We start from the raw sequence: 19,674 nt of genomic DNA on the forward strand, positions 1-19,674 counted from the left end.
ATAAAGAGAAAAGAACCGCTTGCCCTTCGTTGCTGTTATTTTTAGCATGTACCACCGGGGTAAAACCGCATCGTCCGGTCCGTCGGTACGTTTAACCAGAGAAACAATAAATGCTTTACCCTGATTCATTTGAACAAAAATTAGGTTTCGATAAAATCCGCGATTTGCTGCGGCAGGCCTGTCTGAGTCCGCTGGGGCAGTCGTATGTCGATAAAATCCGGTTTTCCGACAATTTTCAGCTGATCGATAAAATGCTTCGGCAGGTCGCCGAGTTCAAGACGATCGTACAGTACGAACCCGAATTTCCGGTCTCCAATTATATAGACATCCGTCCGCAACTGGGGAAAATCCGGATTGAGGGCATGATGCTCACCGAAGAGGAGTTTTTTGACCTGAAACTGACGCTTCGAACCATTCAGCAGTGCCTGCGGTTTCTGGCCGGCAAGGAAAAAGAGAGTTACCCCTACCTGAACGAACTGGCCGATGCGATTACGGTCGACAAAAAGCTGACCGACCCCCTTGAGCGGGTCATCGACGACCGGGGCCACGTCCGCGATTCGGCCTCCCCCGAACTGGCCAATATCCGCCGACGCATCATCAGCGAGCAGGCCGGTTTGCGCCGGAAAATGGACAGCATCATGAAAAATGCCCGCCAGCAGGGCTGGATGCCGGATGATATTTCGCTGACGATCCGGAATGGCCGCGTGGTGATTCCGATTGTGGCCGAACACAAACGGCGGTTGAAGGGCTTCATTCACGATGAGTCGGCGACGGGGCAGACGGTTTTTATCGAACCGGCGGAAGTGTTCGATACCAACAACGAAATCCGCGAACTCGAATACGAAGAACGGCGGGAGGTGGCCCGGATTCTCCGCGAACTGACGGCCACGATCCGGCCGTATCTGCCGGAACTGCAACGGGCCACGACCTTCCTGGGCTTGATTGATTTCATCCGGGCCAAAGCCAAATTTGCCCTGGAAATCAACGCCGAAATGCCGAAGCTCGTCAATCAGCCGCTGGTCGACTGGCTCCAGGCCAGGCACCCGCTGCTGTATCTTTCGTTTCAGAAACAGGGCAAAAAAGTGGTGCCGTTGAATCTGTTACTTGATCCGGGTCAGCGGATTCTGATTATTTCGGGGCCTAATGCCGGGGGAAAATCCGTGGCCCTGAAAACGATCGGGCTGTTGCAATACATGATTCAGAGCGGTCTGCTGATTCCGGTCGTCGAAGGCTCGACGGCGGGCATTTTTCAGAATCTCTTTATTGACATTGGCGACGAGCAATCGCTGGAAAATGACCTCAGTACGTACAGTTCGCACCTGACCAGCATGAAGGCGTTTGTGACGTTTGCCAACCGCAAAACGCTGTTTCTTATCGACGAATTCGGAACCGGTACCGAACCCGGTTTGGGGGGCGCCATTGCCGAAGCCATTCTGGAAGAACTGACCCGGTCGGGGGCGTATGGCGTTATTAACACGCACTATACCAACCTGAAACTCTTCGCCGACAAAACCGCCGGTCTGGTCAACGGAGCCATGCGGTTCGACGGCGAACACCTGGAGCCGTTGTACGAACTCGAGATTGGGCGGCCGGGCAGTTCGTTTGCGTTTGAAATTGCTTCCAAAATCGGTTTGCCCAAACCGGTGATCGACCGGGCGAAGGAAAAGCTGGGGTCGCAGCAGGTGAACCTCGAAAAACTCCTGAAAGAACTCGATATCGAGAAGCGGGTTTTTGCCGAGAAAAATATGGAAGTCGGTATCAATCAGCGCAAACTGGCGCAGCAACTGGCCGAAACCAACGCCCTGAAAACCCGGCTTGAAAATGACCAGAAACGGCTGTTGAACGAAGCCAAACAAAAAGCGAAAGCGCTCGTGGCCGAAGCCAATCAGCGCATTGAAAATACCATTCGTGAAATCAAGGAAAACAAGGCCGAGCGCGATATGACGCGGCTGGTGCGGCAGGAACTGGAGCAGTTCGAGAAAAAAGAACTGAAACAGGAAACGATGGCGGAGGAACCAAACCGCGATGCGTCCAGGTCCGAAAATGATGATTTTCAGCCCGATAATACGGCCATCGGGGTTGGGAGCTTTGTCCGGATCAAAGGCCAGACGACCATTGGCGAAGTGCTGGCGCTGCGCGGGAAGGACGCCGAAATCCGGATTGGGGATCTGAAATCCACCGTCAAACTGAACCGTCTGGAAAAGGTCAGCCGGAAAGCATACCGGGAAGCCGTTGGCGAAACTACCCGGCCCAAAATGCAGGGAATCGACCTGAACGAGAAGATGATGAATTTCAGCTTCAACCTGGATATCCGGGGCAAACGGGGTGAGGAAGCGTTGGTGGATCTCGACAATTTCATCAACAACGGCCTGATGCTGGGTTATTCTGAACTCCGGATTGTGCACGGCAAGGGCGACGGCATTCTGCGAACGCTGGTCCGGAATCACCTGCGCACCTTCCCGCAGGTCGCTTCCATGCAGGACGAACATGCCGACCGGGGCGGGGCCGGGGTGACGGTGGTGAAACTATCCTGAATTGTCTGAACCGGGATGCCGAAGCTCTCAAGAGTGGCTGATCTTGAAAGCTTCGGCAAACTCTATACGGGCCGGGGCCATAAAACCGAAATGTCCACCTACGCCTTGCTGGGATCTAAATCGCCAGGTTATTGAACCCGCATCACCTGAACGCCCAGCACCGGACGTCCATCGGCCGTCACGCCCTGGATCACCACTCGTACCGTTCGCACGACGTCCGATAACGGAAACCGGAGCTGACTATGCCCCTGACCGTCGGTTTGCATCAACGGTTTCCAGTACAATACATCCCGGTCATCAACGGGGCCAGAAAGGGGAGCGGATGCTGCGTCCGCTTCGTAGCGGGGCACATAGAATTCGCGCTGCACTGACGGATAGCCAATGAATTGAATCGGCGTCATTCCCCCCTGGGGTTTGGTGTTACCTTGCATCGACCGTTTGCTTTTGGTGTAAAAAGCAATAACGCCGTTACCGCCCCGAACCCCGTATATACCGGTTGTGCCCCCATTTTTCAGCAATTCGATCCGTTCGATATCCGCTGCATTGAATGGCATTAAAGCGGTTCCATCCGGGTCCTGAATAGGAACACCATCGATCAGATACAAAGGCTGCATACCACTTTTGAAACTACTTACACCGCGTAGAAAGACCTTGTAGCTACGCGCTTGCGCGGCCCCTTCCCGGGTAACGGTCACGCCCGCCAATCGGCCCTGAATCATTTCGTAGAGATTCGAATAGGTTGGCGATTTCTCATCGAATACCAGAACCGCATCAGCCCCATTATGCAGACTTCGCCGTTGGATATCCTCGGGCCTTGCCTCGTTTTTCCGCGCTCGAACCGTTACTTCCTCCAGCACTTTCGTCGTTTTGTCGCGGTAAAAATCGGCGTTTGCTGCCTGACGAATCCGGGCAGCTTCCAGGTGAGCACGCAAAGGCGACCCGTTTGGCGCACTCGTTTGTTGACTGGATTCCCATTGCTGGCCGGGCCCTTCCTGAACCAGAAAGGCTTCTTTGGGAGAAAAAATCCTCTTCTTGCGATCGGCAAGTTGGATCATCAATTGCGTGGTATCCGTAATTGCTAGCCCCGCCAATCGGAACCGCCCCTGCTCGTCCGCGTCGGCTGTTTTGACGAACGATTTCCCGGCAGCGGTCGACACCACCGTAAGCTGTGCGCCGGGGATGGGTTGATTTTTTGCGTTCAGAATGCGGCCCCTGAGCGATAGGCCACCCGGCAAATCCGTTTCGGGCGTGCCACTCACCCGTCGCCAGCCCTGCGTGAGCAGCAGGTCATCCAGTGCCCGACGGGTTTCGGCCGAGTGATTCAGGACGTAGTGGTTGGGGTTTTCGATCCGGCCCCGCAACTCGCCCGTTAGCAACAGATGGGCTGGCAACGTCGCTTGGGTGGTGTCATCCGGTACGTTATCGGCATCGGTAATCGACGCCGATAAAGCCGCTACCGTCGGTGATCCGTTATCGGTCAGATTGACGCTCAGAATAACCGGCTCGCGGGGATGATACCGGGTTTTGTTGAACCCCATTCGCACCCGGACCGGGGCCATGAAGGCGGGCACAAACACCAACCGCTCGGCTTGCGGTCTGGCGAGGGCATCGTACAGGGTGATTTGCGCCAGGCCCGGCAACCAGGTCGTCATGGACAGGTTTACCTTCGCCACCCCGTTTTGCAGGAGAATTTTTCGCTGATCAACCACCCGGCCGCGTTGTTGAATCAGGATATACACGGAGTCGAGAACGGCCCGGTTCGTGCTCCTGATGGTCAACGCCAGCTGGGTTGTATCGGTGATCGCATCGGCCGAAAGCAAGAGTCCTTCCGGTCCCGGTTTGGGCAACGGAACGCGTTGCGCCTGGTTGTTATCCATTACCTCGGCGTAGTACGTCCGCTGCGTCTTGGGCTCCATGGCCACGCTGGTCATCCCGTACGGGTTGGTCCTGAAACGAGCGGCTTCCGCGCCTAGGTCATCGATGATCCGCCCCGCGATGGGCAAGCCCTGACCATTGGGCTGGACAATCTTTACACCCAGACGGGCGGGTAATCCCGCAATCCAGCGGCCACCTTCGGGCAAAAGCTGAACCTCTAAGGGCGGAGAAACCGAATCAGTACGGGTTGATAAACCGTTCCGAACCAGATTATAAATTGTTACCGACCGCTCGAAAGCCGGGCGTCGGTGGGCATCGTCTCCATCGGTATAGGCGCGCAGACGATAGGTTCCCGTCATGAGCGAATCCGACAGGCGGAAATGGCCCTGACCGCGTCCGTCAACGATCCGTATCCACTGGTGCTGTACGAGTTTTCCGGTTGACGTGAGCAGGTCGACCTGAAGGGCGGTTTCGCCACCGGCTCGCTGGTGACTAGCCGCGTCGAGTACGTACGGACTCATCCAGAGTCGATCGCCCGTGGCGTAAAAGGGTTTGTCGATGTGCACAAATACGGTGGGAGCCAATACCCTGAATCGCTCGTTGAAGGCGGCTGTGATCCGTTCCAGGCTGGAATCGGGTGGGGCCAATTTCCCCTGGGTCGCCACCGGTCCGTCGGAAAGTGTCTCCTTCTCATTGCCTTCGGGTTTCCAGTCGGCGGGCAACATCGTCGATAGCCGGTCGTTGCCCATCGAGCCTTTCGCTTCCATCCCTTCGGGCATTGTAATCACTCCATTAACGGTCATTTGCAGCTGACCGCTAGGTAGTTTCATTTCCGTATAGGCATAACGAGCGTCGGGATAGGGCGAAAAATTCGAGGAAGCATGTTTATAGAAAATGATCAGTTTGAGGGGCGAAACCAATCGGCGTTCGGTGGCTAACCGACCGGGTTGAATCAAGGTGGAAACCTGAACGGGAATCAGTCGTTTATAGTCGCTAACCGCAGCCGCGAGGGTAATCAGCCTTTGTTCAAGGGGTATCATTTTGGTAACATCTTCCTGGTAAACCAGAAAGCCAGCCTCCTTGAACGTATTGTCCATCAGGCTGGCCATCAGGTGCCGGATGGACCCCTTGTAAGCAAGCAGCCGGTTTCGGCGAAACCGGTTGGCCTGCCGTTCATTCTCGGGTTTTAACTCTTCAAAACGGGTCGTACCCGCCGAATAAACCTCTCCCGCCGGCGTCGCGTCGAAATGTTGCAACGCATAAATCAACCGATACCCCAGCGCCTGATTTTCAATCAGTAGGGGTTCATCGGCCGTCGCATACAGCCGGTTTTTCTCTTCTTTAAAATGCAGAACTTCGCTGTTGACCAGCAGACACTGCCCGCCAAACGGCTCACCAAAGAGTAATTTTTTGAACTGACGCAGGTGCCGCTCCCAATTCTTCGGATTGCCCCGTACGGTGACGGCATCCAGCAGTTGTTCACTTTCTTTTAGCTGGAAACTGGCTTTTTGAGGGGCTGCATTATCAAACCGGATTTTTTGCGCAACAGGCTGGTAACCAACGAAGGAGACGGCTATTTCGACCGTGCCCAATGGAATGCCACTCAGCGAATAATAGCCCTTTTCGTCGGTAGTTGCCCCCCGCGTTGACCCATTGATGTAGACGTTGGCCAATGGCATGGGTTTTCCCGTCGTGGCATCCGTAACGTAACCGGTCAGTACGGCGGTTGTTTGGCCATAAGTCAGCCGGGTCGACCCAAGGAGGAAGACGGCTGCGATCCAGCCGATAAAGAACGGGCAACGCATAGAGATGAAATTACCTTCAAAGAATAATTGCGCTATGTATGTATAAATTCCTTGATGAGCAATTAGTTGTTCGTGTTTATTTCTGATTTTAGTACGGGATTGATTCATCGTCACACTGACCCCGGTTTAGCCGGATCGGCCTGGGAAATACGACGGTTGTTCAACAATTTGACGTGGGGCCGAAGTGGTGCGAATGCGGAAAAAGTGACGGAGGGAGTTTTCGCCGTGTTGGAAAAAAGCGTTTCTTTACCCTTTATTTCAAAAGCCGCTTCGGGCTTCGCATCCGTAAGATTGTATGAATTTCAAACGCTTCCTTCCTCACCTGATTGCCGTCGTTGGGTTTGCGATACTGGCCATCGTGTATTGCTCACCCGTTCTGAAGGGTAAACGATTGAATCAGCACGACATCATTCAGTCCATTGCCGCCGGACGCGAGGTGGTGGATTATCATAAACAAGCCGGCGAGTGGGCCTGGTGGACCAACAGCATGTTCGGCGGGATGCCTGCCTACATGATTTCGGGCGATTACCCGACCAGCCTGACCCACAAACTCGGCCAGTACATCAACCTGTTACTGCCCGATCCGGCCAATTACATCTGGCTCATGATGGTGGGAGCGTATGTGCTGCTGGTGGTTCTAAGCGGAAATGCCTGGATTTCGGCCATTGGATCGGTCGCTTACGCCTTCGCGTCGTATCAACTGCTGAGTCTGGAAGCAGGGCACGTCTCCAAAATACTGGCACTGGCTTATGCGCCCGGTATTCTGGCGGGCGTGATCATGGCGTTGCGGGGCCGTTACCTGGCCGGAGCCGCGCTTACGGCCCTGTTCCTGGGCCTGGAACTCTACGCTAACCACGTTCAGATTACGTATTACCTGGCCTTTGGAATCGTCGTTTACGTCCTGATTGAGAGCATCGTTGCGGTGCGTGAAGGCCGGATGCGGCAGTTGCTGCTGGCCTTGTCGGCGCTGGCCGTTGCGGCCGTGCTCGCCGTCGGAACGCACACGACCCGGCTCTGGAATACGGCCGATTACGTCACGGTTTCGACGCGCGGGAAGTCGGAACTGACCATTTCGCCCAAAGCTGAACCCGGTGCTCCGGGAACGAATACGGAAGACGGTTTAGGGAAAGATTACGCGTTTCAATACAGTTACGGCATTGGCGAAACCTTTACCCTGCTGATTCCGAATTACGCGGGAGGCCCTTCGGCGGGTTCGTTGACGACCAACTCGGAAACGTACAAAAAGCTGACAAGCATCGGGGTGGATCCGGGTATGGCACAGCAATACATCCAGATTCTGCCGCTGTATCACGGCAATCTGTACAGCCAGTCCGGTCCGGCCTACGCCGGAGCCATCGTCATTTTTCTGTTTGTACTCGGTTTGTTCATTGTTCCCGGACGCCTGAAATGGTGGGCCCTGGGCATTGCGCTGTTGTACATTGCCTGGGCCTGGGGGAAAAACGCGCCAATCATCAATTATACGTTCTTCGATTATTTCCCCGGTTTCAACAAGTTTCGGGCGGTTACAATGACCCTCACCCTGGCGCAATTGCCGCTGATTATGCTTGCGGGGCTGGCGCTAAAACAACTGGTTGACCAGCAACGGGTTGCTGCCGGACTCAATCGCCCGCTGCTGATCAGTCTGGGCATTACGGCGGGTTTGTCGCTGCTGATGGCGCTGGCTCCAACGGTTTTTCAGAGTTTCAGCAGTCCCAACGACGGTCAGTTGCTGGGAGGGCTGGAGCAGGCTTTACAAAATAAAAATCTTGCTGAACAGGTGCTGGCCGCGATGGTCGAAGACCGGATTGGCATGGTCCGTTCCGATGCCTTTCGTTCGGCTATCCTGATTTTGCTGGTCGGCGGCCTGATCTGGCTGTTCGTTCGGAACCGGCTGAAACCGGCGGTTTTCTACCCGCTGGTGCTCGCACTGGTCATTTTCGATCTGTTTGGCATTGATAAGCGGTATTTCAACAACGACGATTTTGTAAACAAACAGGCCATTCAGGAGACGGTTTCTCCGACACCCGCCGACGAGCAGATTCTGGCCGATAAATCGCTGGATTTCCGGGTACTCGACCTGACGACCAGTTTTATGAGTGATGCCAAGGCGTCGTACTTTCATAAATCATTGGGTGGTTACCACGCGGCCAAAATGCGCCGGTATCAGGAACTGGCCGACTTCCAGCTTTACCGGAATTTGCGCGAATCGCCAACCGCGCCGAATGCGTACAACGTCATTAATATGCTGAACACCAGATATTTTATTACGCAGGCGCAATCGGCAAATCCCGAACAGCAACAGGCCCCGGGCCCTCCGGTAGCCGTACCCAATCCGGGCGCGCTCGGCAATGCCTGGTTTGTGCAGAATTACCGTCTGGTTCCGAATGCCAACGCCGAAATGCAGGCCCTCGACAGCCTGAACACCCGCACCAGCGCCGTGATCGATCAGCGGTTTGCCGAACAACTGAAAGGATTGACTCTTCAGGCGGATTCGGCCAATTCGATTCGCCTGACGAGTTATAAACCCAACGAACTGACGTACGAAAGCAACGCCAAAAGTGAACAACTGGCGGTTTTTTCCGAGATCTACTACAACGTCCGCGACGAATGGAAAGTGACGGTAGACGGCAAGGAAATGCCGCACCTGCGGGCCAATTACGTCCTGCGGGCCATGCGCGTTCCGGCGGGGAAGCATACGATTGTTTTCCAGTTCGATCCGGTTTCGATTCGGGTGGGTAAAATAGTCGATCTGGTGTCCTCACTGCTCATTATCGCTTTCATCGGAACAGCGGTTTTTATCGAAAACCGGAAGAAAAAAGGCTAAACCCGGCGGGTCGGGATTTTGAAACTGGCTTGCTGGTCGGGATTTGAAATCCCGACCCTACCTGTTCTGGATTTTAAATCCAAAACCCCTGAAATCAAGATTTGAAATCTTGATTAGCGTACTGTTTTCGCGGGCTAACGATGACTGAAGGGGCCAGGTTTGGCGTTTGTTGCGTATCTTGTTTCGTAATCCAAACGGCGAAGGCCTTTTCATCAACGACAACCATGGAACCGAACGAAACCGCCCCCGAATCGGACAAACTCGACCGCATCATCGAGGCCCGTATGAAACTGAAACGGCGGTTTGAAGAAGCCATGCAAACGACGCCGTCGATGGCCGACGAAAAACCGCTGGGTTCCGGGCCACCGAACCGCCACGGGATGCCACAGGTTCCCAAAAGCCAGACGGTGACGAAAAAATGGCCGGTGCTGGACCTGGGACATCACCCGAACATTCCGCTGGACAAGTGGCAACTGGCGATCGATGGCGAAGTGGAACACCCGGTTCGTCTGAAGTGGGCAGATTTTCTGGCCTTGCCGCAAACGAACGATGTGAGTGATTTTCACTGCGTGACCACCTGGTCGAAGCTGGATATTCCGTGGGTGGGGGTCCGGTTTGCCGATCTGGCCGCGTTGGTGATGCCGAAGGAAACCGCCACGCACGTGATGTGCTACGGTTTTGACGGTTACTCAACCAATCTGTCGCTGGAGGAAGCCCTCAAACCCGATGTGCTTTTGGTTCATACGGCGGAAGGCCAGCCGCTCCCGCGCGAACACGGCGGTCCGTTGCGCATGATTACCCCCCAGTTGTACGCCTGGAAAGGCTCCAAATGGATCAAGCGCATCGAGTTTATGGCCGGAAACCGGCTGGGTTTCTGGGAAGAGCGCGGGTATTCGAATACCGCCTATCCCTGGCGCAATGACCGGTATAGTTAAGGCCAAATTACTGCGGTACAGAAATAACCAGAACGCCTGCATCACCACATAACCGGGTAAAATACTCTCAAACCGTCCGGGCAATAAGTAAAACTGTTTTTTACAAGCGTGAAAATTCTATCCATTGCCGCTCTCATCGGGTTGCTTGGCGTTCAGCCAGCCAGCCGGGAATCCATTTCCAATACCGGGCTGGCGGCCCCGGAAGAAACGACGGTTTTTCGCAACGGTACCGACGGCTATCAGTGTTACCGGATTCCGGCCATTGTCAAAGCGCCCGATGGGGCTCTGCTCGCTTTTGCCGAAGGACGCCGGACCAACTGCGGGGACTTCGGTGATGTTGATATTGTCCTGCGTCGGAGCAGTGATGGGGGCAAGACCTGGGACGCCCAGACGCTGGTGGTCGATTTCGGAACCCATCAGGCCGGAAATCCGGCCCCGGTTTTTGATCTGACGGACGCGCGGTATCCCGACGGGCGGCTTTTTCTGATTTACAACACGGGAACGGCTTCGGAAGACGAGGTCCGCCAGGGCAAAGCGATTCGGGAAGTTTGGTACAAAACCAGTACGGATAACGGGAAAACCTGGTCCGAGGCCGTGAACATCACGACGCAGGTCAACCGGCCTAACAAACCGGCGGTCAATCCGGCCTACCGGTTTTCGGACGACTGGCGCTCGTATGCCAACACGCCCGGCCACGCGCTGCAACTGACGAAAGGGCCGCACCGGGGTCGGTTATTTGTGGCGGCCAACCATTCTGCCGGGCCACCGAAGCCGCAGTTTCGCGATTACCAGGCCCACGGTTTTTATTCTGACGACCACGGCCAGCGCTGGAAACTGAGCCCTACCATCGATTATCCGGGTAGCAACGAAAGCACGGCGGCCGAAACCACCGACGGCGGTTTGCTGATGAACATGCGCAACCAGTCGGGCGATGTGAAAAACCGCCTGCTGGCTTACTCGCCGAATGCGGGCGAAAGCTGGCAACCGACCGTGGTGGCAAAGGACCTGCCCGACCCGGTTTGCCAGGGTTCGATGGTGAATTACCAGACGAGGGCGGGAAAACCGGTCTTGCTTTTTGCCAATGCCAACAGCCCGACCCGGCGCGAGAAACTCACCGTGCGGGAAAGCACCGACAACGGTAAAAGCTGGTCGGCAGGCCGGGAAATTTACAGCGGCTCATCGGCGTATTCGGATCTGGTGATTTTGCAGGACGGTCGGATTGGCCTGCTCTACGAGCGTGATAATTATTCCCTGATTCAGTTTACGTCCTTTTCCTACGACTGGCTGAAACCGTAAGGCGGCCAAAACCGGTTGGCTCGCGGTTAGCAGGGCTGAAAAAGCGAATCGATCTAAAACCGCAGGCGTCCGCCGGTTTCGGTCACGTCCAGGTCGGCCACCCGACCGATGGGCATCGCCAGATTGCGGGGCACGTGGCCGACCGGAAAATCGAAGCAAACCGGGTAGTCGAAACCGGCGACGTGTTCGGCGATGATTTCATTGACGGTTTTGCCAAATGGGGCCGATTCGTTGATCCGCATCTCGGTAAACTGACCCACCACCAGACCGGCCAGACCGGTCAGCCGGCCGGCGCGCCGGAGCTGGATCATCATGCGATCGGTCGAATAGAGCGTCTCGTCGATGTCTTCAATGAAGAGAATCTTGCCGTGCAGATCGACATCCGAGGGCGTGCCCAGCGTGTGGACGAGCAGGGCCAGGTTGCCGCCTACCAACGGGCCGCTGGCTGTTCCCGGGCGGTTGAGCGCGTGGTTGGGGCTGGTATACGGTTCGAGCGCTTCCCCGAATAAACATTGGTGCAGGGTGTCTATCGCCGGTCGGGCACCTTCGCTTCCGAAAAGTTTGGGCATGATGGCGTGCAGACTCTGGACGCCCAGCCGGTGCAGGTGACAATGCAGAACGGTAATATCGCTGAAGCCGATGATCCATTTCGGGTGTTGAAGAAACCGGGTAAAATCGAGCTGATCGAGAATGCGGTAACTGCCATACCCCCCCCGGGCGGAGAAAATGGCCCGAATGGTCGGATCGTCGAGCATGCGTTGCAGGTCGCGCCCGCGCACGAAATCGTCGCCCGCAAATTGAAAATAGCTACTTTGGAGGGATTCGCCTTCGACTACTTCCAACTGCCACTCGTCGCGCAGAATCCGAAACGCCGGTTCGAGTGTCTCGTAATCCAGCCGACTGGCCATCGCCATCAGACCCACCCGTTGACCGGGGCGCAAATAAGGGGGCTTTATCAAATTATTTTCAAGTTTTGTTTCAACAAAACCGGCTCAAAATCAGGGGCCGGTTTTAATGAATAATGTCGATCAACAGGTTGGTTTACAGGTTTGTAAGGAAACCAAGGGGAATCAATTAATTAGATCTTAATGTATTTCTAATTAAAATTTAATTTCCATAACGCACTGATACTGTTGTGGTTATGGGGATGGCGTTGGTGGGCCGGAAACTACCCAATCAGCCTGAGTGCGAAAATACCTATTATTGTTTAGCAGTAATGCCAAACGAATAAACTACCATCTTCCGTACACAAAGATAAGATGCCGACTGAATTTATAAACCGGCACGCTGGCAAAATCAGTATTGTAGTTCCGGCTCATAATGAAGAAGAAAACCTGCCGGTTTTGGTGAATCGGCTGGGACGTATTTTGGCGCCGTATCCGGATGTTGAAATCCTGATCATCGACGACGGCAGTACGGATAATACCCTCGATCTGCTGCAACGATTGAGCAATCTGTACCCCCCGGTTCATTACGTGTCTCTTGCCCGCAATTTTGGCCACCAGGCCGCGCTACGCGCTGGTTTCGACCACGCGACCGGTAGCTGCGTAATCTGTCTCGGTGCCGATTGGCAGCACCCACCCGAACTGATTCCGGCGCTCATCCGGCAGTGGGAGGAAGGCTACGACGTGGTATGCGCCATTCGGAAACCCGACCCGTCGCTGTCCCTGATGAATCGGCAGACCTCGCGCTGGTTCTACCAGTTCGTCCGCCGGGTGTCCGGCGTCAACCTGGAAGAAGGCGCTGCTGACTTCCGGTTACTCGACCGAAAAGTAGTTGAAAACCTTAGGCTTTATCAGCAGACCGATTTGTTTCTGCGCGGGATGATCACCTGGATGGGTTTCCGCCAGAGCCGGGTCGAATACCAGCCTGTCCGGCGCGACGCCGGAAAAAGTAATGACTCGTTTCGCAAGATATTCGACCTGGCGACGATGGGGGTTACTTCGTTGACTACCAAACCGCTCTACCTGTCGGTCGTGCTCGGTTTTGGTATGTTTTTGGTTGGGTTATTAGCCGGAGCCGACGTCGTCTATGAAACGTATTTTACGGCCAACACGGTTTTCGGCTGGTTAATCCTTGGGCTGTTGATTACGCTACTGGCTGGTATTCAGATAATTATGGTTGGCGTCATCGCCGTTTATCTCGGGAAGGCATTTCAGGAAATTAAACACCGGCCAACCTACCGGATTCAGGAATCGAATCTGGTCAGGAAAGTCGTTAGCGTCGGGTCATGGGAGTGGTAAATCGTCAGATTTTGTTTACGGTCGATGTGGAGGAGTTCGATACGGCGCTGGAGTACGGCCACGAACTGTCGCTCAACGAACAACTGATCGTTTCGACCCGGGGCCTGCACTTGCTGGCCGATCGGCTGGCGACGCTGAATGTTCGGGCCACCCTGTTTACGACGGCCAACTACGCGTTTCACGAAACGGACTTGATTCTGAAACTGGTGAAAACGCACGAAATTGCGTCACACGGCTATTATCATACGACGTTTGAACCCGCCGATCTGCTGAAATCCCGCCGGACGCTGGAAGCCATTACGGGGCAGGAGGTGGTCGGTTTTCGCCGGGCTCGGATGGGAGAAGTGGATGAGAAGGATCTTTGGCTGGCGGGCTATCGCTACAATTCGTCGCTGCATCCGACCTATCTACCGGGGCGGTATAACCACCTGCGGGAGCCCCGGACACCTTTCCAACGGGGTGGTATTCTGCACATTCCGGCTTCGGTGACGCCCCGGCTTCGGCTGCCGTTGTTCTGGCTGAGCCTGAAAAACTTCCCGTTTGCCCTGTATAAACGGTTGTGTCTGCACACCTTAAAAACCGACGGTTTCCTGAATCTCTACGTGCATCCCTGGGAGTTTACCGACTTGTCGGATTACCGTAAAATTCCGGCGTACGTCCGGCGGTATTCCCACCAGCGGTTGCTCGACCGCGTCGAAGACCTGCTGCGGTTCCTGGCTCCCCATGGCGAGTACCGGACCATGCAGGAATTTGCCGATACTTTCCTGTCGACCTCAAAAGCATGAGTTTATACGGGTTACCTCCGTCGCGGAGCGGGTTTTGGAGCCTTGTGGATCAGATAAAAATAACGTCTTCCAGCACATCCGCGCCCATTTCGCGGTTGATGAGCTGAATCATTTTCTGTTTGGCAATGACCAGTTCGTTGCGGAGTGGCCCGGAACTGATTTCAATGTGGAGCTTGCGGTCCTTGACGTACAGGCGGTTGGTGCGGGAGGCAATGGCTTTGCCCATCATTTTCTCCCAGAACGCTTCGAGGTAGGTTTCGTTAAACCGGGTTTGCAACTGGTATGACTTCAACATTTGCCCGATAGCATCTTTCAGGACAACGGTTCCCGCGCGACGGGACGCGTTTTCTTTGTCGAAGCGATAATAGTGAGCCATACGAAACGGTGTCTTGCTACAAAGGTAACGATCGGCCCGTCGGAATGGCAAGCGATTCCGAAAAAAAATACCCGGTTATGGAGCGCCAGTCCGAAGGTAAAACGATCCCGGGCAGGCTTTCTTCCCGGAATTCAAAAAGCAGGATTTGGTACCGGTTTCGCTCAACAACCCTGAAATCAGGCCTAAAACCGGGGGTTGGTGACCGGGCGCGATTAAAAATCGAGAAATGCTGGATAAAGGATTCGCTTTTTCGGGTATATCTTCCCTATTTTGGACTTTATTTGTATTGATTTACCCATAGTCCTTATCTGATTTATGCAATCTTCTGAAAAACCGTCGCAAACATCGCGTCGCAAATTTATTCAGGCCGGAGCGCTGGCCGCTGGTAGCTTCTTTATCGTGCCGCGCCACGTTCTGGGCGGGAAAGGTTTTATTGCCCCCAGCGATAAACTGAACCTGGCCGCAGTAGGCTTTGGCGGTAAAGGCTCCAGTGATATTAACAACTCCTTTAACAACGGAGCCAATAATGTTGTGGCCCTGTGCGACGTCGATTGGGGCCTGCCCCGCGTAAAGGAAAACTTTACCAAACACGAAAAAGCTAAACGGTACAAGGATTTTCGTGAGATGCTCGAAAAAGAAGGCAACACCATTGATGCCGTGACGGTTTCAACCGCCGATCATACGCATGCCGTGGTGGCGCTGGCGGCTATGCAGCGGGGTAAGCACGTTTACGTACAAAAACCGTTGACCCACAACATTCACGAAGCCCGGTTGCTGACCGAAGCGGCCCGGAAATACAAAGTAGTAACCCAGATGGGGAACCAGGGGTCGTCGAATCCGCAACAGAAAACGATGGTTGAGTGGTTTGATAAAGGCTTGATTGGGAAAGTCCACGAAATTCAGATCTGGACCAACCGCCCCGTATGGCCGCAGGGAATTCCGGTTCCGCAGCCGGCCGGCGAACCGTCTGCCGACCTGGATTGGGATCTGTGGCTCGGGCCTGCACAGAAAGTAGGCTATACGCCAGCTTACCACCCGTTCAAATGGCGTGGCTGGTGGAACTTCGGTGCCGGCGCGCTGGGTGACATCGGTTGCCACATCATGGATATTCCGTTCCGGGTGCTGGGATTGGGCTACCCGACCGAAGTAGAAACCAGCATTAGCGCGGTCTTTTTGAAAGACTGGACCCCGGAATACAACCCCGAAGGGTGCCCGCCCGCTTCCCACGTCGAATTGAAGTTCCCGGCCTCGGCCAAGAATAAGTCGGAAGTCAAAATGGTTTGGTCCGACGGCGGTATCCGTCCGTTCCGCCCCGACTTCCTACCTGCCGGTGAAGCGTACCCCGAAGGTGGCGAAAATGGGATGTTCATGATTGGTGATAAAGGCCTGATTGCCTGTGGGATGTACGGTGACGATCCGAAACTGTATACCAAAGACGGCAAGAAAGTGGAAGCACCCGCGAAACCAAAACCGGCTGATGGCAAGCCCTGGCCGGAAAACGGCCACCAGATTCTGTGGACGGAAGCCTGCAAAGCCGGTTTCAACAGCAAGGAACACAAAGCGCTGACCTCGTCGTTCGACTTCGCCGGTCCGCTGACTGAGTCGGTGCTGATGGGCAACCTGGCCATTCGCAGCTACATGCTCCGGACGCCGAAAGCCGATGGGAAAGGGTTTACCTATCCCGGTCGCCAACGCCTGTTGTGGGATGGCAAGAACATGAAAATTACCAACTTCGACGATGCCAACCAGTTTGTGTCGCGCCAATACCGCGAAGGCTGGAAGCTGTCGATATAAGCCGTCGCGTCCGGAAGTTTACCAACGACCGTCGGACGGCAGAACCTCCTGTTTTATGGCCATCCGGCTGTAAGACAGGAGGTTTCTTTTTAAGGGAGCGACTACCGTTCGGTAATCCGTTTGCTGCCATTCAGCGACTGCAAGCCGTTTCCTGCCAAAAAATTTGCAGCAACGGACTCCGTTCGCTATACTTGCGGCTGAAATCAAGTTTCCCACGGATTCGACTAACTCCGAATCTTTGCTGCAACATTCCGGTTGCGCTTGATTTATAAAGAAGAGGCAAGAGACCGGGCTCGGTGAACCTCTGGCAACCTGCCGCGCGGCAAGGTGCTACATCCCGCCTGCGGAACGCTTCGGTGGTTCGACAGGAGATATAAATCGACAAACACATGATCAACATCCGATGCTGTATGCCCCCGGCGGGCAATTAATGTCACACAGCCCGAGTATTCCGACAACCGGGAGAGGGATCGGCTTCGGGTTGGCGGTTATACCTGCGTAAAACCGTCAAAATAACTCCATTACGTATCCAGGCGGGCCAACATGGACTCGCGGCTAAACTCTAATCCTAATTTTTACCAATCCACGTTGATTTTTATGGCAAATTCATTGCATTTCGAAACCCTGCAACTGCACGCCGGACAGGAACCTGATCCCACCACCAATTCACGGGCTGTTCCTATTTACCAAACGACTTCCTTTGTATTCAATAATGCCGAACACGGAGCCAAGCTGTTTGCCCTGCAACAATTCGGGAATATTTACACGCGCATTATGAATCCCACCACCGACGTTTTCGAAAAGCGCATTGCTGCGCTGGAAGGCGGAGTCGCGGCTTTGGCCGTCGGGTCGGGACAGGCCGCGCAGTTCGTTGCCCTGAATAACATTCTGAGCGCCGGGGATAATTTCGTTACTACCTCGTATCTCTACGGAGGAACCTACAACCAGTTTAAAGTTTCCTTCAAGCGGCTGGGGGTCGAAGCCCGGTTTGCCGATGGCGATAAAGTAGAGAGTTTTGAAAAACTGATTGACGATAAAACGAAGGCCATTTACCTGGAAACCATCGGGAATCCGGAGTATAACATCCCGGATTTCGAAGCGTTTGCGGCTCTGGCCCAGAAATACGATCTGCCGCTGATCGTGGATAACACGTTTGGTGCGGGCGGTTATTTGATCCGGCCCATTGAGCACGGGGCTGCGGTGGTGGTCGAGTCGGCGACGAAATGGATCGGCGGCCACGGAACCAGCATCGGCGGGGTGATTGTCGATAGCGGTAATTACAACTGGGGAAATGGCAAATTCCCGCAGTTCACCGAACCCGCCGAGGGCTATCATGGGCTGGTGTTCAACGACGTGTTTGGCATTGGCGGGCCGTTTGGCAACATCCAGTTTATCATTCGCGCCCGGGTCGAAGGCCTCCGCGACTGGGGACCGGCACTGAGCCCCTTCAACTCGTTCCTGTTTCTGCAGGGGGTAGAAACCCTGTCGTTGCGGGTAGACCGGATTGTTCAGAACGCCCTGGCGCTGGCCCAATGGCTGGAACAGCACGAACAGGTTGAGAAAGTGTTCTACCCGGGACTGGAAAGCAGCCCGTACCATGCGCTGGCAACCAAATACCTCAAACGCGGTTTCGGGGGCGTTCTGTCGTTCAAACTGAAAGCCGGTAAGGAAGCCGCCGACACGTTTATCGATAACCTGAAACTGATTAGTCACCTGGCGAACGTCGGGGATTCAAAAACGCTGATCATCCACCCGTCGGCGACGACGCACCAGCAACTGAGCGAAGAGGAGCAACTCAGCGCGGGTGTGGTGCCGGGCCAGCTGCGCCTGTCGGTCGGTATTGAGCATATCGATGACATCAAGGCTGATCTGGAAACGGCTTTTGCCGCGATTGCAGGATAGTTTTCGTTTACGGTTTACGGTTTTCAGCTTACGGTTTATAGTTTACGGATTTCAGGATGAACGCTAACGCCTTCTGTCTGACCGTCTAAAACGATAAATTGTAAACGGAAAACCGTAAACCGACAATTCTTTTTTCGATTGGAGACCAAGTTTTTTGACTACAAATACACCTTCTCACTCGAGTCGGGCGCGGTTTTGCCGGGGTTCCGACTAGCGTATACGACACTGGGGAAGCCGAATAAAGATCGTTCCAATGTCGTCTGGATTTGTCATGCACTGACCGGCAGTGCAGACACCCTCGATTGGTGGTCAGGCATGGTCGGGCCGGGTAAATTCTACGATCCGGCGCATTCTTTCATCGTTTGCGCCAACGTGCTGGGTTCCTGCTACGGCTCCACAGGGCCTTTGTCCACAAACCCGGTTTCGGGTAAACCCTTTTACCACGATTTTCCGCAGGTAACGATTTTCGACATTGTCAAAGCGCTCGATCTGCTCCGGCAGGACCTGGGTATCGACCGGATTCAGACCTGTATTGGCGGCTCGCTGGGCGGGCAGCAGGCACTGGAATGGTCTATTCAACAACCGGGTCTGATCCAGAACCTGATTCTGATTGCTACCAACGCCGTGATGTCGCCCTGGGGGATTGCCTTCAATGAATCTCAGCGGATGGCCATCAGTGCCGATCCCACCTGGAGCGAAAACCGCGATGACGCGGGCCGCAACGGCATGAAAGCTGCCCGGGCGGTGGCTTTGTTATCCTACCGGAATTACGATACCTACGGTTTTACGCAGGCGCTGGATAACAACGAACAGCTCGACCACTATAAAGCCTCCAGTTATCAGCAGTACCAGGGCGAAAAACTGGCCAACCGGTTCAATGCCTTTACGTACTGGATTTTGTCGAAAGTGATGGATTCTCATAATGTCGGCCGAAACCGGGGCAGCATCAGCCGGGCGCTGGAGCAGGTTACCTCCCGCACGCTGTCGGTCGGCATCAAATCCGACATTCTTTTTCCGCCCGTCGAGCAACGCACGCTGGCCCGGCACATCCCCGACGCCCGTTACGAAGAGATCGACTCTCTTTATGGGCATGACGGTTTTCTGATCGAAACCAAACCGCTTACCCAAATCATCCGGACCTGGATGGAAGAGCGCAAACCGCTGATAACACCCGCAATGGGCTAGGCTGCGATCTATTAAACCGAATAATAAGTAAATACGCTGTTTTCTACCGCTTTTAAGGACATTCATTTAGCAATCATTGTGTTTTTTGGGGAAATGAATACAAAATTTGTTGTTTTGTAA

12 protein-coding genes and 1 riboswitch are annotated in these 19,674 nt (G+C 54.5%); of the genes, 9 read left to right on the plus strand and 3 right to left on the minus strand.

Annotated features, from left to right (window positions below):
- Positions 1-110 precede the first annotated feature (110 nt).
- Positions 111-2,534, plus strand: coding sequence for an endonuclease MutS2 (locus ACFPMF_RS09785; protein ID WP_379843803.1), 2,424 nt, complete (start codon positions 111-113; stop codon positions 2,532-2,534).
- A gap of 128 nt (positions 2,535-2,662) precedes the next feature.
- Here ACFPMF_RS09785 and ACFPMF_RS09790 read toward each other — a convergent pair whose 3' ends face one another.
- The gene (locus tag ACFPMF_RS09790) at positions 2,663-6,214 is read right to left on the minus strand and encodes a carboxypeptidase-like regulatory domain-containing protein (RefSeq protein ID WP_379843806.1); all 3,552 of its coding nucleotides are present in this window, start codon (positions 6,212-6,214) and stop codon (positions 2,663-2,665) included.
- Positions 6,215-6,509: 295 nt separating this feature from the next.
- Between ACFPMF_RS09790 and ACFPMF_RS09795 the strand changes: the two genes are divergently transcribed.
- The 3 genes from ACFPMF_RS09795 (at position 6,510) to ACFPMF_RS09805 (ending at position 11,269) form a co-directional block, all read left to right on the plus strand.
- On the plus strand, positions 6,510-9,038 hold the full coding sequence (locus ACFPMF_RS09795) for a YfhO family protein (RefSeq protein ID WP_379843808.1): 2,529 nt from the start codon (positions 6,510-6,512) through the stop codon (positions 9,036-9,038).
- A gap of 224 nt (positions 9,039-9,262) precedes the next feature.
- A complete protein-coding gene (locus tag ACFPMF_RS09800) occupies positions 9,263-9,973 on the plus strand; it encodes a sulfite oxidase-like oxidoreductase (RefSeq protein ID WP_379843810.1) in 711 nt (236 codons plus the stop codon).
- Between the two features lie 108 nt (positions 9,974-10,081).
- The gene (locus ACFPMF_RS09805; RefSeq protein ID WP_379843813.1) at positions 10,082-11,269 is read left to right on the plus strand and encodes a sialidase family protein; all 1,188 of its coding nucleotides are present in this window, start codon (positions 10,082-10,084) and stop codon (positions 11,267-11,269) included.
- 53 nt (positions 11,270-11,322) lie between these two features.
- On the opposite strand, the gene ACFPMF_RS09810 is transcribed toward ACFPMF_RS09805, so the two are convergent.
- Positions 11,323-12,228: a S66 peptidase family protein gene (locus tag ACFPMF_RS09810; protein WP_379843815.1), complete on the minus strand. Its 906-nt coding sequence runs from the start codon at positions 12,226-12,228 to the stop codon at positions 11,323-11,325.
- Between the two features lie 300 nt (positions 12,229-12,528).
- On the opposite strand from ACFPMF_RS09810, the gene ACFPMF_RS09815 reads away from it, so the two are divergent.
- Both ACFPMF_RS09815 and ACFPMF_RS09820 read left to right on the plus strand, forming a co-directional pair.
- Positions 12,529-13,512, plus strand: coding sequence for a glycosyltransferase family 2 protein (locus ACFPMF_RS09815; RefSeq protein WP_379843818.1), 984 nt, complete (start codon positions 12,529-12,531; stop codon positions 13,510-13,512).
- The gene (locus ACFPMF_RS09820) at positions 13,500-14,297 is read left to right on the plus strand and encodes a polysaccharide deacetylase family protein (RefSeq protein ID WP_379843821.1); all 798 of its coding nucleotides are present in this window, start codon (positions 13,500-13,502) and stop codon (positions 14,295-14,297) included. Before ACFPMF_RS09815 ends, ACFPMF_RS09820 begins: the two co-directional genes overlap by 13 nt.
- Before the next feature lie 49 nt (positions 14,298-14,346).
- Here ACFPMF_RS09820 and ACFPMF_RS09825 read toward each other — a convergent pair whose 3' ends face one another.
- Positions 14,347-14,673 (minus strand): DciA family protein, encoded by a 327-nt coding sequence (locus ACFPMF_RS09825; protein WP_379843823.1) that lies wholly within the window; start codon positions 14,671-14,673, stop codon positions 14,347-14,349.
- A gap of 315 nt (positions 14,674-14,988) precedes the next feature.
- Here ACFPMF_RS09825 and ACFPMF_RS09830 point away from each other — a divergent pair, with 315 nt between their 5' ends.
- The 3 genes from ACFPMF_RS09830 (at position 14,989) to ACFPMF_RS09840 (ending at position 19,554) form a co-directional block, all read left to right on the plus strand.
- Complete coding sequence (locus ACFPMF_RS09830; protein ID WP_379843826.1) at positions 14,989-16,467, plus strand: Gfo/Idh/MocA family protein; 1,479 nt, start codon at positions 14,989-14,991, stop codon at positions 16,465-16,467.
- Between the two features lie 263 nt (positions 16,468-16,730).
- Positions 16,731-16,847, plus strand: a riboswitch (SAM riboswitch).
- A gap of 217 nt (positions 16,848-17,064) precedes the next feature.
- Positions 17,065-18,369: an O-acetylhomoserine aminocarboxypropyltransferase/cysteine synthase family protein gene (locus tag ACFPMF_RS09835; protein ID WP_379843829.1), complete on the plus strand. Its 1,305-nt coding sequence runs from the start codon at positions 17,065-17,067 to the stop codon at positions 18,367-18,369.
- A gap of 138 nt (positions 18,370-18,507) precedes the next feature.
- Entirely contained in the window at positions 18,508-19,554 is a 1,047-nt protein-coding gene (locus ACFPMF_RS09840; protein WP_379843831.1) for a homoserine O-acetyltransferase family protein, read from the plus strand.
- The last annotated feature ends 120 nt before the right edge of the window (positions 19,555-19,674 follow it).

Source organism: Larkinella bovis (genome assembly GCF_042655385.1).
Classification (GTDB): Bacteria; Bacteroidota; Bacteroidia; order Cytophagales; family Spirosomataceae; genus Larkinella; species Larkinella bovis.